Origin of the sequence: Fictibacillus halophilus (assembly GCF_042680145.1) — a bacterium.
GTDB lineage: Bacteria > Bacillota > Bacilli > Bacillales > Fictibacillaceae > Fictibacillus > Fictibacillus halophilus_A.
Genome location: NZ_JBHTNQ010000001.1, coordinates 1,362,702 through 1,375,939, shown reverse-complemented (window position 1 = coordinate 1,375,939; position 13,238 = coordinate 1,362,702). Strand labels below are relative to the sequence as shown.

Genomic DNA, 13,238 nt, shown 5'->3' with positions numbered 1-13,238 from the left:
CTAGTTTACTACAAGTTATAGGTTACATACAACATTTGAAAGTTAATTAAGTAGCATACACCATGTTCAATTTAAATGGTGACAGCCATCCATATTTTCTTTCTCCATAATCCATCGCTAAAAAGTATGACTCAAATTGCCTTAACGCTTCAAAGACAATCGTTTCCGCTTCAAAATTTCCAATACTGTATAAATGAAGATAACGATCGTTCAATTCTATTCTAACTTTGCTGTTCTTACACGGAAGTGTATATGATTGACCATCACACCGCCAATCATATTTATCGCTTAATTGCTGCCAAAAATGTTCCTCTAGCTGCGAAACGGAGATAGATGATGTTATGTAACCGATCTGTTTATTTAATATTTGTTTAGAAATCCCTGTTGAACGCTGTTCTTCAAAAAATAATTGAAAAAGCTTATTTTCTTTTCCATAGTAGGAATGAGCAACTTCTTTTGTTATTAAATAAATAAAAAATTCTCTCATAAAAAAGCTCCTCTTCAACTTCTTTGCTGAAAGTATATACAAAAAATGGAGAAAAGCTTGTCTAAAAAACAGAGTGAAAAACAACTTCTTTTGTCGAAAAACAAAGAAAAGAAGGTTTTCGATTGAAAACCTTCTATCTTATAAATCATTTTTATTTATTTAGCATTTCTTTAACACGTTTCACTACATTTTCTGGTGTAAAGCCATATTCCTTTTGAATAACTTCTCCAGGTGCAGAAGCTCCAAAAGTATCAATGGCTAATGTGTCTCCTTCAAGTCCAACATATTTATGCCAGCCTAATGAAGCACCCATTTCGATTGCTAAGCGTTTCGTAATATGCTTCGGAAGCACTGATTCTTTATAATCTGAATCCTGCTTATCAAAACTTTCCCATGAAGGCATGGAAACAACAGAAGCTGAGATGCCTTCATTTTTCAGAAGTTCTTGAGCTTCTACTGCCAAACTTACCTCTGAACCAGCAGAGAGAAGAAGTACTTCCGCCTCTGATTCTGATGGCGACACTACATAAGCACCGCGTTTTACACCTTCATAAGCCTTTTCTTTTGTGTTTTTCAAAATAGGCAAGTCTTGACGGCTTAAAACAAGTGCTGTCGGCTGATCTTTACTTTCAACTGCAATCTTCCATGCTGCATTTGATTCATATCCGTCAGCAGGACGAATCAAGTTAAGGTTAGGAAGTGCACGCAATGAAGCAAGCTGTTCAACAGGCTCATGTGTAGGTCCGTCCTCCCCAACCATTACACTGTCATGTGTTAATACATAAGTCACAGGAAGCCCCATTAATGCAGACAGGCGGATTGCTGGACGAACGTAATCAGAGAAAACAAAAAATGTTCCACCGTATACTTTAAGACCGCCATGGAGTGCCATTCCGTTTAATGCTGCTCCCATTGCGAACTCACGAACACCAAACCAGATGTTGCGGCCGCTATAATCGTTTCGGCTAAAGTTTACTTCGCCTTCTAGAAGTGTTTTGTTTGAACCAGCTAAATCCGCAGAGCCTCCAAAAATTGATGGAACGTTTTTAGCAAGTACATTTAACGCTTTTCCAGCAGAAGAACGAGTAGCAATCGCTTTATCAAATTCAGGCATATTTTGATCCCAGTTATCTGGCAGATTTCCTTTAATAGCTTCTTTAAGTTCTTTAGCTAATTCAGGATAAGTTTCTTCATATGCCTTGAATTGCTTGTTCCATTCATCTTCTTTTGACTGACCTTCAGACTTTAACTGTTCAAAATGTGATTTAACTTCTTCAGGAACGTGGAAATCATTTTCAAATGTCCATTTATATGCTTCTTTTGTTAACAGGATTTCGTCTTTCCCAAGCGGTGCACCATGTGAAGCAGATTTACCAGACTTATTCGGTGACCCGTGCCCGATTACTGTTTTAACTTCGATAAGTGTCGGTTTGTTTAACTCTTCACGCGCTTCTGCTATAGCCTTTTCGATTTCTTCCAAGTTAGTTCCATCTTCTACAAATAAAACTTGCCAGCCATATGCTTCAAATCTTTGCTGTACATTTTCTGAGAATGAATGATGCAGATCACCATCTAAAGAAATGTCATTCGAATCATAAAGCACAATCATTCTTCCTAATCCAAGGTGCCCAGCTAAAGAAGCAGCTTCTGCAGATACACCTTCCATCAAGTCCCCATCACCACAAATGGAATACGTATAATGATTTATCACTTCGTGTCCATCACGGTTATATTTCGCAGCCAGGTGACGTTCTGCCATAGCCATTCCAACAGCCATCGCAATTCCTTGTCCAAGCGGTCCAGTGGTTGCTTCTACACCTACTGTATGACCGTATTCAGGATGTCCAGGAGTTTTGCTTCCCCATTGTCTGAATTGCTGCAAGTCTTCAATCGTTAACCCATAACCGCTTAAATGCAGCAAGCTATACAATAGCATTGACCCATGGCCCGCTGATAAAACAAAGCGGTCACGGTTAAACCATTCTGGATTAGATGGATTATGGTTCATATATTTCACCCAAAGGCTATATGCCATTGGCGCTGAACCCATAGGCATTCCTGGATGGCCGGAATTCGCCTTTTCTATGCTGTCAATTGATAGTGTTCTGATCGTATTAATTGCTAATTCATCAATATTACGTGACAAAAAAATCATCCCTTCATATGTACTAAACAGTTTTGAATTACATAATAAACCTTCATGTCCATTTAGACAAGATAAACACATTATAAACTACTGTTATTTTACCATTACCCTCTTCAGTTCATACAAAAACCGCCTGAAACTATTGCAACGTATACGTTGTTATAGTACAGGCGGTTTAATTTATATTAAGCTAAACCGGGAATTTGACAAGAGAAATAATCCGTTTTTTCGTCATAATCAAGCTTCATATTTTCTGCAAACCAGCTTTCTTCTGCTTTAACAAAAAATCTTAATCCTTCAACTTCCTGAATATGGTCATTTTCTTCTGGCACCGCAGGAGTTACACCAAGAGAAAAGCCGCCCGAATCACCGCTTCCCGCATACTTCACAAATAAACGCAAACCCTCTTTTGCTCCTAATTCGATATCTTTATAAAGATTAGCAGCTGCACTCGTGATTGAAAAAGTCAAAATATTCTCCCCTTTCAAAGTTGTTATATAACAGTATATACTAATTAATATTTAATGCAACAGAAAAAAATGCCTATTTGCATTCTTGCAAATAGGCATTAAGTATTAGTGTTTAAGGTTATTTTTATTGTCTTTGCTTCTTTTTAGTTTTTCAGGTGTTACATCATTTCCGTTTGGATCTACAAATGTAACGCCATGCAAGTCTTGAACAAAGGATTTTCTAAACACTTGGAGATATTCTTCTCTCAGTTTCTTTTGTTCAATTTTTTCTTCTTTTGATAATTCTGTTTGCTTGGATTTTCTGGATAGTTCATTTATTCTTTGCATTTTATCTTTAGATAACATCTATAAAAACTCCTTTTCCGATCTCTTTCTCTCAATCTTACATGAGTAGAAAAGGAATTTCTAGTTATCCGTATTTTCCATATATTCTCTGTATCTTCGATGAACAGTGGCTTTTGAAATGTTATAGCCTAGCCCCCTGAGTGTGGCAGCAATATCATGAAAAGTAAGCTTCATTTCTTTTAGCCGGACTATTTCGTGTATAGGTACTTCTTTCTTTTCACGGCCTCCATAAGTTTTGTTCTTCAGATTTTTCTGAGGTTTATAGCCATCTTTTACCGCTTTTTTCATACCTCTTTTGATCTTCATATTATGGAGCTTTCGCTGATATTCCTCAACTGTTGAGACAATATCCAGAACCATTTCATCTGCTTCAGTTAAAGTGTATTCTCCGTTATGTGTTAATGTAAATACTTTTATATTGTATTTAATTAATTGATGGAGAATTGCCATCTTAGCCTTGCCTCTTCCTAAACGAGTATCATCCTGAACAAGCAGATACTGAAACTCACCATCCCTTGCCATATCCAAAACACTCAATAGCTCGTTACGTTCCAGTGAATAGCCGCTAGCCTTTTCTGATATACAATTAATTACTTCCAGATTAAATTGATCTGCCAGTTTCAACAGCTCTGCTTTTTGTCTTTCGATTGATGTGGTTTGTTCATCTTTTTCTGTACTGACTCTGCAATAAATGATAGCTTTCATAGATTAAGACCTGCTTTTTATTTATTAACCGGAATTATTACTTTCTGGCCTGGAAATACAGCCGCCGCGTTTACACTGTTCTTTTGTTCTACCCATTTGATAAATTCCCAGTTGGAATAATGATGTTTAGCATTATATTCTTCAGAAAGACTCCATAATGACTCCCCTTCTTCAATTGTAACTTCTATATATTGTTTATCCTGTGATGCAAGATTTGATAATGTAAAAAAGATTCCCCCTACTAAACCTAAAAATACAATAACATGCAACGTCCCTTGTTTCATTATTATTCCCCTTTCAACAAACGTTTGTTCGTATTTATTATCTTTATAATAACTGGAACGTTTGTTCGGTGTCAACACATTTTTCGAACTTATGTTTGTATCTGCAAGAATGCCATGCTATACTTTTTATAGATAAAAAATCTGGTGAGGTGCTTAAAAATGACTAAGTTATCCAGACGGCAATTGGATATTCTGGCTTTTATAAAAGAAGAAGTATCGCAAAAAGGCTATCCGCCTTCTGTTAGAGAAATTGGTGAAGCCGTTGGACTTGCTTCGAGTTCTACTGTCCATGGACATTTAGCAAGACTTGAGAAAAAGGGGCTAATACGCAGGGATCCAACTAAGCCAAGAGCAATCGAGGTATTAGGTTTAGAAGATAATATTCCTTCTGTCAGATCTGTTTCGATTCCGGTAATCGGTAAAGTAACTGCAGGGCTTCCTATCAGTGCTGTTGAAAATGTAGAAGAATATTTCCCTCTTCCCGAACATGTTGTTGGAGATGAAAATGTTTTTATGCTTTCTGTTGTTGGAGACAGTATGATCGAAGCAGGAATTTTTAATAAAGACTTAGTTGTTGTAAAGCAGCAGCCAACAGCAAATAATGGAGATATTATCGTTGCAATGACCGACGAAGATGAAGCAACTGTAAAACGATTCTTTAAAGAAAAGAATCATATCAGGCTTCAGCCAGAGAACTCTTCAATGGAGCCTATTATTCTGCAGAGCTGTACAATCTTAGGTAAAGTAATAGGGGTTTATAGAAGTATTCACTAAATTCATATAAGTATTTAAGCAAGCTATTTTTAAAAAATGGCTTGCTTTTTTGCATCCTCATACACATTTGAATTAACACACTATAATTAACCAAGGTGATTACTAATTTCTTTGATTTCTTCAGCTTTCCATTTACGAAAAAGATAAAATACATAACCATTGATTGAAAATATTACGGGATACATAGCAAAAGACCATTCTATTCGCCACCCATGGTAATAGAACAAACTTGTGTAAAGAGATCCGTATTCATAGAGAGTTGAAAAAACTGTCCAAAATAATATATATTTTACCTTTGAGTAAACGCTTAAACCAAAAGGAAAAAAATTTATAAATACAAGTTTAAAAGCAGGAAATAAAAATAATAAGACCTCAACACCAACACTGAAATATCCATAAAGGTCATATTTAAAATCCAAATAACAGTCTACCAGTTGCTGAAAACCCATTGAAAAAAACACAGAAAAAAAAGCCTCTGATTTCGTTATGTTTTTTGGCATGATATATATGATTATTAAAAGAATGGTAATAGTAGAGATTAGCAGCCACAAAAAAAATCTCCTTTCATAAACAGGTTACCTTCGTCAAACTAAATTATTCATTAGATATTAAACAAAAATTTGTTAATGCAAAAAAGACGAGACATTTTATCAATATCTCGTCTTTTCATGTATTTACATAGTGCGAATACGTGATAAGAAAGTTACTTATTAATAATTGCCCTTTTTTTGTACAAGATAATTGTAATGTAGTGATTTAGTATCTTGATAGAGGGGCTTCTTTAATGACTTTACTTTTTTATATTGGATTGAATATAATTTTTCTAGTTTTTTTTATTAAGATAAAGAAAAATTTGCATATCCTTGAAATTATACTTTACTGGCTCGCTGCATCATATCTTTTTCAAAATTATTCAGCTCTTTGCTATATGAATTTTAAAACCTTAATTATTCCCGATAAACTATCATACGAGTTATCTCATTTTATTAATCGCATTATTCTTTATCCTTTAGTTATGGTAAGTTTTCTTCAATTCCATCTAAATTTGAGCACAAAAATCAAAAAAATTTTTTTGTTTTTAAGCTTTGTTCTGCTTTTAACAGGGTTTGAATGGCTTGAAGATTTATTTGGTATTCTAAATCATGTTAATTGGGAGATATGGTGGTCATTTTCTTTTTGGGTGTCATCACTTTGTGTTTTATTAGGATTCAAATATACCTTTCGCAAAGTATTATTTAAAGGAAGATTAAAATTATGAATGTTAACTTTGATTGGAATGAATGGTTTTTTATTATCACTACTTCCATAATCTTTTCGTTATTTTTACTCATTCGAAATTATTTCCCTGCTGTTATTGTGATCACCATTTGGGTATACAATATCGTATATGTATCAACAATAGATTATTTCCTACTGGCAACTCCTTTCAAACTTTACTATTTTTCAGATAATCGAACTTATGAACTTTCTGGTGCACTCTTCCATTTGCTTATGTATCCATGTGCATCATTACTTTTTTTATATGGTTATGACAAGTGGAGATTGAATGGAAAAAAAACGGTATTGTATATTCTGTTTTGGACTGGTTTTTCAATATTTTTTGAATGGTTCTGTGTTATAAATAATGCATTAACTTATACTGGATGGAAGTTATATTACTCTATCCCCACCTATCCATTATCGGCAATATTATTAATTCTGCTTTTTCATTTTACTAAAAGTAAACTACATGAAATTTCGAATAACAAAATAATGGAATGATATTATTTAACAATATCAAAAGAACAAAAACCCCTGATACCTATAGCATCAGGGGTTTGAATTTTAATACATGCTCATATATTGTTCGCGTTCCCAAGGGTGAACTTGTGTGCGGAACATATCCTCGTCTTTCATAGCGTTTCATAGCGTATCAAAAATCCCATGAAACCGGCATTTGTCAGATTTTACTTGTCCTCATTTTTCGTCCTTTTTCAAAAACTGCGGGGCAATCATGGGGCAAACTCGGGGGCAATCCTAAAAACATACGAACACAAAAAAAGCCCTCCCTATTTATATAGGAAGGAACTCGGAATTATGTATGTAATTTTGATCAGCTTGCTTCTTGTTCATCGAACCATTCTCTTAGAAATGCGCGAGTCTTTTCAGCGTGGAAAATCCACTTTCCTCCGAGCTTAACCTTTGGAAACCGTTCATCGAAGAAAAACTTGGCTTGAATCGTGTTCCAGCTCAGTCCGGTAAATCGTTTCAGATCGTTCGTGTCCCAGAACACTTTTTCCTTTTCGATTTTTTCGATATGCTTTTTGATTTCTTCGATATACAGCTCTTTTAGTTCCCCTTCGTCTAATGTGATGCTCAACATCCTTCATTCTCCCCTTTTAATTGTTGTTTAGTATCGTTTATAATAAACACTTTATTGTTTAGTTTTAGTTGAAAAAAATTTAAAAGTGGTGTTTTTGATTTAAATTTAGTGTTTATAATGTTATTATATAAAGTGAAAAAAACAAACACAATAGGTAATTATAAAAAATTTCAAAAAAAAAATTGAGGATGAAATCACATGGAGAACATTGGCATTTTTATTCGAAACGAACGATTGAAACAAAACGTAAGTTTGCGTAATTTAGCGCGTGAGACAAACATTACGCCGAGTTATATCTCTCATGTTGAAAACGGTAATATTAAAACCCCTAGTCTAGAACACGTTATGAAAATATTCTCTGCATTAAAAGTGAGTCCGAATTATCTTGTTCATTTTGGTTACATGAAAGGTGATTTGGATCAACACTTTATTGAAAACGAACTGAACAGAAGAAGTCAGAAAGGTGAAATTCAGGGGTTGATTAAACGAGAAATCAATAATTTTGATCGCGAAACGTTAGAAGCTACATATATGATGATCACAAAATATCGAGAAATTATGATGAACATGTATCGTGTCAATCAGCAGAACGAGAGAATGCCGATGACATTCGTGAATGATCTGTTGCGCTTTTATCAAAGTGAATATGCATCAAAATCCTAAGTAAAATTTTATCCATCCACGACGCTTTTTTATTCTTTTTTCTCTATTTATCGGAAAACCTGCTACATTGTAGGTATGGAGGTGAGGGAAATGCTCAAACACAAGAGATGGACGCTGCCGAATGATCAGTTTCCCTACCCTGTCTTCATTACCGATAAAAGTGCGCGTGACTTTATTCAACACGGATACGACAACTTGATCTGTAAGCGTGACGACGTTGTTCAGTTTTTTTGGAACACGGATCGAACGATCATGGTGATGATCAATTATACACAGATGAAAGGGTTATATATTTATCGAGATAGGGTTGGGGTAAAAACGTGACCAGAGAACCGGTTGCGTTTTTCATTCCAGTCACGTTAAAATATATCAAAAGTAACTCTCTAGCTTTGGTCGGCAGGGTGGGTTACTTTTTTTATACGTTTCTATCAAACTTGTCCCGGCTCTATAAACTCGCTCAGCCTTCCTCACTCTCGTTCAGAAGGACGCTTTCTGCTCTTCGCGAGATATTCCGCCGTTCGTTTTTTGAGATGCGATTATTCCGGAAAATTTTCGATTAGTTTCGTTTTACCTGAATTTCGTTCGATTAAAAATTGATATGCTATCTTTTTTGTACATTATTGAATGTGTAAAAAAACACCCTTTATTAATTCCTTCACTATTATCAATAGATTGAACCATTTCCTTACCACGACCCAGTTTCGCCAAATTAAAATTTGCCTTACTGGTGAATTATGAAAATGAGATCATTCCAGACTCTCATTTTCATATAATTAATAACCATTCTCAATTGCGAGAGAAGGTTTTTTCCTCTTTTTTCCCCTATTTTTGTGTCAGCTGGTACAATTTAAGTGTAGAGGAAAGGTAGTTAAATTTTCTTGAAAATCTTCTGCGTATCGCAACTTCTGGAATCCGTAACGGTCACTTTGAACGAACGATGAAACAGATGACGTGTACTTGTGAGATCGTTAAGGTGGTTGGCAGCGCTTAGGAGTCATTCGCATAGCAATTAGATGCGATCATACTTGAAACCGTATTAAGCTTGATACACTTTCAATGCATTGAAAAATTTTTAAAAAATGGGTGAACAATCCCGACATGTTTTTTGACCCATAAAAATATGCTGCTTTTTCAATGCTCTTCATCGTGGATGGATAAAATGGTGGCTGCGCCGAAATTACTCGACCTGTTCTAAAAATGACGAGAATTGATCTGATGAAAAAGTAGAAAAACTCTCGAGGAATACATACATGTTCTGGAGGGTTGAAAAAGTTTGTTGTAACAACTTATTCTCAATATGATAGCTTTCATTTTGAAGCATAATTTTAAAGATATGTAAGGTGAAAGAATCATCTTTACTGCTTAAAACAAGCATTCCAAGATCTTGATTATGCGGATGAATCAACATGCCTTCAAAGTCAAATTCCTCAAGCAACTCGTTATCAACTTCTAGTGTAAACGTACCAACATTCATATACATTCCTCCTCTGTTTTGAAATACATCATTATTTTACACTATTTGACAGATTATAACATTCTATTTTACAGACTATTCTAAACTATTTTAAAATTAACCAATTTATTTCAACCCAAACGGAACTTTTTTATATAAAAACCCTCCACTAAAATGGAGGGAATCGGCAGTTCTTTTTAATTAAGAATTTGTTTCCCATCTTGGTCATCGTTAAATATATACGAACGACTTATAAGGTCTAATTTAGGTATATCAATTTCAATCCCCGCTTGTTGCCTGTATAGATTATAACCAATATTCCAATCAACTATAGCTTCGGCATGATTGAATGCCATCTCATTAGTCCATCTAACAGTAATGTGACCTTTAAATGCAACGAATTTATCAAATTGAATATCTTTCTGCTTTTGTTCTGAAGAAGAATGATATGACCCATCGATTTCATTTAATAAATAAGGAATTTCGACGGTACTGACATCCACTCTTCGTTTACTATAATGAACTTCAAGGACAGGAGTTAAACCTGCTCTGACAAAAGCTCCTGCTACAATCATGGCAGGATCGGTGGGGATTTTATCTATACTCATTTGCGCTCTTACATTGATTGGGAATCTTACAACTGGACCAAATCTTTGACTCGAACCTTGATTATTTTCTTGTGTATCCATCGGTTGTTCTTCCTTTCGTGTGATTAGAGTATCAATAGGTATCTCATCCCCGACTTCTACTAACCTTTAAAACTTGTTCTCCCCCAACGCGCCCTAATAATCTTATAATCTCTCCTTTTTCTTCTCACCCATTAAACTACTATATGTTCCTAAAAATTAAATATGACTAAAAAAACTAATGTTTAGATAGATAAACAGCAAGAGATAATATATGGGTTTTTCTCGTCTATATTCCTATTTTTTAATGTCTCTTCGGAATAGAAAATGCTACCGAAGAGAATTGGGATAACGAATTAATTAGATTCATCTCCATCGTAACCTGTTCGATAATCTTCATAATTTCTTTCGACTGTGGAACGACCTAGCTCGTTATCAATTTCTTTTACTTTCCAACTCGGCGCGTTATTACGTCGAAGAGCATCTGCTTGATATTCTAAATCTTGACGAATTAGTTCTTCGTCAATATTATCATATCTTGATCTACTACTATCATCGCTGTCATAATCATGATTTTTCTTTGGAATTATTTTTGCTATGAAAATAAATAATCCTACAAAGATTGCTATTGTAAAAATAGTTGAAATAGCTTCAAAATCCATTTTCTAATTCCTCCCTTAAAAAACAGTTACTCTTTATGAAAATATTAATGAAATGCATTTTTTAGACTTATTTCAAACAAAATCTCTTATGTGCAAATAACGATTAATTATATTTAGAATTTAAATAGGATTCATTTAGAATTCTAAATTGACAAATGCATTATTCATTTATATAATTAGAAGTAATAAAAAATGGATGGAGGTCCAATTAATGAACGCTACTTTTGAAATTGATTTTAATAACGTTAATGAGGTAAAAGAGTTAAAGGAATTACTCGAGAGAAGGCTTTTACAGCTGCAAAATGAAACGTCTATAACTGAAGTTCCAAGTAAAAGTATTCAAGAAGTAGACAGTGAAACACTGTTAATTCAAGACAACATTGAAATCCTCAAGAGATTTGCAACTCAGGCTTCTAAAAATCAACTTGAAGTCCTAAAATGGATGAAAGCGCATCCTGGAAAGGTTTCGGCTCACATACTTAAAAAGGAACTTCCCTTCCTGGCGCCGCATGGTGCTCTTTCAGGAGTATTTCGTCCTGGTCGTTGGCAGCGTCTCTCAGGAGGGACAAAGGACGGTTTTCCGTTTTTTCAAATTGAATGGAATCATGAAAAAGGTTGTGGTATTTACAGAGGACTAACTCAAGAAGAAGGAAACGCATTAACATTCTGATTAATTTCTCCTATTTTAGACAGTCGCAGAGACTTGATTATATTTAAGGAGAAAGCTTTTCAGGAGATGATGGTCGGTCTCCTCAATATTAATTTGGAGGATATGATTATGAAGCCTAGTTATCACGGAATAAAATTTGTCTGGGACCGCTGGAGGCAGGATGAAAATAGGAATAGTCGAATTACATTTAATTCCAATAACAACATTTATTATGAGTATATTATACCTGAGGGTTCGAAAATGCTGGTTTATGTTTTAGGGAGAGTTCAAGAGTTACAAGGGATGTACGAAGTAACAGGACCATATTGTCACTCTGGTGATCACCGTTTTAATGTAGAGATGCCCGTTAATCTTATTTGTGATAAAGAAAAAGGTTTGTCAACGAGCGAAATAAGAAAATATTTACGTTCTTTTAACCCGAGTAAGCAAGGGATAAGCTACCTGCCAATAAAAGAAAGTACCTTTAACATTTTATATCAAGCTCTACAAAATAAATAATAGTCCAAAAAGTCTCACTCCCTTTACTTGCTAAAATCTAGGAGTGAGACTTTTCATGTATGTGAAAATAAGTTCCCTAATAAATCTTGTAAATAATACCAATGACCTCTAAATATATCCTAAAATATACAACTCTATAGAAGAGTTTAGTGATTGTATCTAAATAGAATACCTTAAAATTAGGTTTTAATTTTTTCAAGTTTTTTTGGATAAATCCAAGTAGAACCTGAGGTATTGTTTAATTCATATAACGGTGTTTCAGTATTATCTTCATTCACAATGTAATAAAATTCATTGCATTGAAGATGATCAATAATGTACTTGAATTTTTCATTCATTAAAGTTTTATAGTTAACTGTTATAACGTCCACTAATAAATGTTCTTCTTGTTTAATATTTGGAACAATTAATGGCACAAAGACTTCTATGTTTTTTTCCATAATTCCAATGTGAACTTGAACTTCATGTATTGTTGCGGCTTCATGAAGTCTATATTGTATTGTTATTTCAGTATCTAATATTACATCACTATTTCCAAAATGGGATAATTTAATAAATGAGATATTGATAGTATCTTTATCATGTTTATGTATTTCTGAGAATTCACTATAATTTTCTGTTTCAATAAGTCGACTATTCTCATGTGTATTTATATTGTGTAAAGTCATTGGAGCAAAGAAATCATTAACAACAACTAATGATCTTTTACCTTCCTTATCTATTTGCTCATTTCTTAATTGCTGATTATTTGTATTTAAGAGAGCTATTGAGATTGCTCCTATAAAGCCTAAGTAACTACCCAAAAAAGCTAACCATGGATTTGTATTGGTTGAAACTCCAGGTGCAGTCCAAGACAGTAATCCATAATTAATGATTATTGGAATTAATAATATAATTAGATATAACCATTTTAATTTTAACTTCATAGTAGTTTCACCTTCTCTCTTCTATAATGTAAAAAAAATTCACCGCAACCAATCCTGTTGCGGTTTAAAAGTTTAATTGAATTGAAAAGTTTATGATTTAATTCAGCTGATCAGTAGAATTATTGGCATTTAATAATTGATAAATATGTCCACCCATATATTCTTCA

General features: G+C 34.1%; 17 protein-coding genes. 5 read left to right on the top strand and 12 right to left on the bottom strand.

What is annotated here, in order from left to right; translation table 11 throughout:
• Positions 1 to 46: 46 nt before the first annotated feature.
• From sirA to yneA, 6 genes are all read right to left on the bottom strand, one after another.
• A complete protein-coding gene (gene sirA / locus ACFQ4X_RS07160; protein ID WP_379834006.1) occupies positions 47 to 487 on the bottom strand; it encodes a sporulation inhibitor of replication protein SirA in 441 nt (146 codons plus the stop codon).
• A 151-nt stretch (positions 488 to 638) separates the two neighbouring features.
• Positions 639 to 2,642 carry a transketolase gene (gene tkt / locus ACFQ4X_RS07155; RefSeq protein WP_379834004.1) on the bottom strand — a complete coding sequence of 668 codons (2,004 nt, stop codon included), beginning with the start codon at positions 2,640 to 2,642 and terminating at the stop codon, positions 639 to 641.
• A gap of 176 nt (positions 2,643 to 2,818) precedes the next feature.
• Entirely contained in the window at positions 2,819 to 3,103 is a 285-nt protein-coding gene (locus ACFQ4X_RS07150) for a HesB/YadR/YfhF family protein (RefSeq protein ID WP_379834002.1), read from the bottom strand.
• Between the two features lie 105 nt (positions 3,104 to 3,208).
• The gene (locus ACFQ4X_RS07145) at positions 3,209 to 3,448 is read right to left on the bottom strand and encodes a DUF896 domain-containing protein (RefSeq protein ID WP_379834001.1); all 240 of its coding nucleotides are present in this window, start codon (positions 3,446 to 3,448) and stop codon (positions 3,209 to 3,211) included.
• A gap of 60 nt (positions 3,449 to 3,508) precedes the next feature.
• Entirely contained in the window at positions 3,509 to 4,153 is a 645-nt protein-coding gene (locus tag ACFQ4X_RS07140; RefSeq protein ID WP_379833999.1) for a YneB family resolvase-like protein, read from the bottom strand.
• Positions 4,154 to 4,170: 17 nt separating this feature from the next.
• Positions 4,171 to 4,437 (bottom strand): cell division suppressor protein YneA, encoded by a 267-nt coding sequence (gene yneA, locus ACFQ4X_RS07135; RefSeq protein ID WP_066289773.1) that lies wholly within the window; start codon positions 4,435 to 4,437, stop codon positions 4,171 to 4,173.
• Between the two features lie 159 nt (positions 4,438 to 4,596).
• Between yneA and lexA the strand changes: the two genes are divergently transcribed.
• Complete coding sequence (gene lexA / locus ACFQ4X_RS07130) at positions 4,597 to 5,211, top strand: transcriptional repressor LexA (protein ID WP_066289770.1); 615 nt, start codon at positions 4,597 to 4,599, stop codon at positions 5,209 to 5,211.
• A gap of 86 nt (positions 5,212 to 5,297) precedes the next feature.
• Here lexA and ACFQ4X_RS07125 read toward each other — a convergent pair whose 3' ends face one another.
• On the bottom strand, positions 5,298 to 5,762 hold the full coding sequence (locus tag ACFQ4X_RS07125) for a hypothetical protein (RefSeq protein WP_379833997.1): 465 nt from the start codon (positions 5,760 to 5,762) through the stop codon (positions 5,298 to 5,300).
• A 1,541-nt stretch (positions 5,763 to 7,303) separates the two neighbouring features.
• Entirely contained in the window at positions 7,304 to 7,573 is a 270-nt protein-coding gene (locus tag ACFQ4X_RS07120) for a group-specific protein (RefSeq protein WP_379833996.1), read from the bottom strand.
• A 198-nt stretch (positions 7,574 to 7,771) separates the two neighbouring features.
• Between ACFQ4X_RS07120 and ACFQ4X_RS07115 the strand changes: the two genes are divergently transcribed.
• Both ACFQ4X_RS07115 and ACFQ4X_RS07110 read left to right on the top strand, forming a co-directional pair.
• Complete coding sequence (locus tag ACFQ4X_RS07115) at positions 7,772 to 8,236, top strand: helix-turn-helix domain-containing protein (RefSeq protein WP_379833994.1); 465 nt, start codon at positions 7,772 to 7,774, stop codon at positions 8,234 to 8,236.
• A 90-nt stretch (positions 8,237 to 8,326) separates the two neighbouring features.
• Positions 8,327 to 8,560, top strand: a complete 234-nt coding sequence (locus ACFQ4X_RS07110; RefSeq protein WP_379833993.1) for a hypothetical protein — start codon at positions 8,327 to 8,329, stop codon at positions 8,558 to 8,560.
• An 853-nt stretch (positions 8,561 to 9,413) separates the two neighbouring features.
• Here ACFQ4X_RS07110 and ACFQ4X_RS07105 read toward each other — a convergent pair.
• From ACFQ4X_RS07105 to ACFQ4X_RS07095, 3 genes are all read right to left on the bottom strand, one after another.
• On the bottom strand, positions 9,414 to 9,710 hold the full coding sequence (locus tag ACFQ4X_RS07105) for a hypothetical protein (RefSeq protein WP_379833991.1): 297 nt from the start codon (positions 9,708 to 9,710) through the stop codon (positions 9,414 to 9,416).
• 176 nt (positions 9,711 to 9,886) lie between these two features.
• Positions 9,887 to 10,378 (bottom strand): hypothetical protein, encoded by a 492-nt coding sequence (locus ACFQ4X_RS07100; RefSeq protein WP_379833990.1) that lies wholly within the window; start codon positions 10,376 to 10,378, stop codon positions 9,887 to 9,889.
• 293 nt (positions 10,379 to 10,671) lie between these two features.
• Positions 10,672 to 10,977 (bottom strand): hypothetical protein, encoded by a 306-nt coding sequence (locus tag ACFQ4X_RS07095; protein ID WP_379833988.1) that lies wholly within the window; start codon positions 10,975 to 10,977, stop codon positions 10,672 to 10,674.
• A 211-nt stretch (positions 10,978 to 11,188) separates the two neighbouring features.
• On the opposite strand from ACFQ4X_RS07095, the gene ACFQ4X_RS07090 reads away from it, so the two are divergent.
• The gene (locus tag ACFQ4X_RS07090) at positions 11,189 to 11,647 is read left to right on the top strand and encodes a hypothetical protein (protein WP_379833986.1); all 459 of its coding nucleotides are present in this window, start codon (positions 11,189 to 11,191) and stop codon (positions 11,645 to 11,647) included.
• 108 nt (positions 11,648 to 11,755) lie between these two features.
• Positions 11,756 to 12,145: a hypothetical protein gene (locus ACFQ4X_RS07085; protein WP_379833985.1), complete on the top strand. Its 390-nt coding sequence runs from the start codon at positions 11,756 to 11,758 to the stop codon at positions 12,143 to 12,145.
• Positions 12,146 to 12,324: 179 nt separating this feature from the next.
• On the opposite strand, the gene ACFQ4X_RS07080 is transcribed toward ACFQ4X_RS07085, so the two are convergent.
• A complete protein-coding gene (locus ACFQ4X_RS07080; RefSeq protein ID WP_379833983.1) occupies positions 12,325 to 13,071 on the bottom strand; it encodes a hypothetical protein in 747 nt (248 codons plus the stop codon).
• Positions 13,072 to 13,238: the final 167 nt, after the last annotated feature.

Coding starts and splice junctions, on each gene's coding strand:
- ACFQ4X_RS07105 (WP_379833991.1), bottom strand. CDS start 9,710: ATGAATGTTGGTACGTTTACACTAGAAGTTGATAACGAGTTGCTTGAG.
- yneA (WP_066289773.1), bottom strand. CDS start 4,437: ATGAAACAAGGGACGTTGCATGTTATTGTATTTTTAGGTTTAGTAGGG.
- sirA (WP_379834006.1), bottom strand. CDS start 487: ATGAGAGAATTTTTTATTTATTTAATAACAAAAGAAGTTGCTCATTCC.
- ACFQ4X_RS07080 (WP_379833983.1), bottom strand. CDS start 13,071: ATGAAGTTAAAATTAAAATGGTTATATCTAATTATATTATTAATTCCA.
- ACFQ4X_RS07100 (WP_379833990.1), bottom strand. CDS start 10,378: ATGGATACACAAGAAAATAATCAAGGTTCGAGTCAAAGATTTGGTCCA.
- ACFQ4X_RS07140 (WP_379833999.1), bottom strand. CDS start 4,153: ATGAAAGCTATCATTTATTGCAGAGTCAGTACAGAAAAAGATGAACAA.
- ACFQ4X_RS07120 (WP_379833996.1), bottom strand. CDS start 7,573: ATGTTGAGCATCACATTAGACGAAGGGGAACTAAAAGAGCTGTATATC.
- ACFQ4X_RS07145 (WP_379834001.1), bottom strand. CDS start 3,448: ATGTTATCTAAAGATAAAATGCAAAGAATAAATGAACTATCCAGAAAA.
- ACFQ4X_RS07115 (WP_379833994.1), top strand. CDS start 7,772: ATGGAGAACATTGGCATTTTTATTCGAAACGAACGATTGAAACAAAAC.
- ACFQ4X_RS07085 (WP_379833985.1), top strand. CDS start 11,756: ATGAAGCCTAGTTATCACGGAATAAAATTTGTCTGGGACCGCTGGAGG.
- lexA (WP_066289770.1), top strand. CDS start 4,597: ATGACTAAGTTATCCAGACGGCAATTGGATATTCTGGCTTTTATAAAA.
- tkt (WP_379834004.1), bottom strand. CDS start 2,642: ATGATTTTTTTGTCACGTAATATTGATGAATTAGCAATTAATACGATC.
- ACFQ4X_RS07110 (WP_379833993.1), top strand. CDS start 8,327: ATGCTCAAACACAAGAGATGGACGCTGCCGAATGATCAGTTTCCCTAC.
- ACFQ4X_RS07095 (WP_379833988.1), bottom strand. CDS start 10,977: ATGGATTTTGAAGCTATTTCAACTATTTTTACAATAGCAATCTTTGTA.
- ACFQ4X_RS07090 (WP_379833986.1), top strand. CDS start 11,189: ATGAACGCTACTTTTGAAATTGATTTTAATAACGTTAATGAGGTAAAA.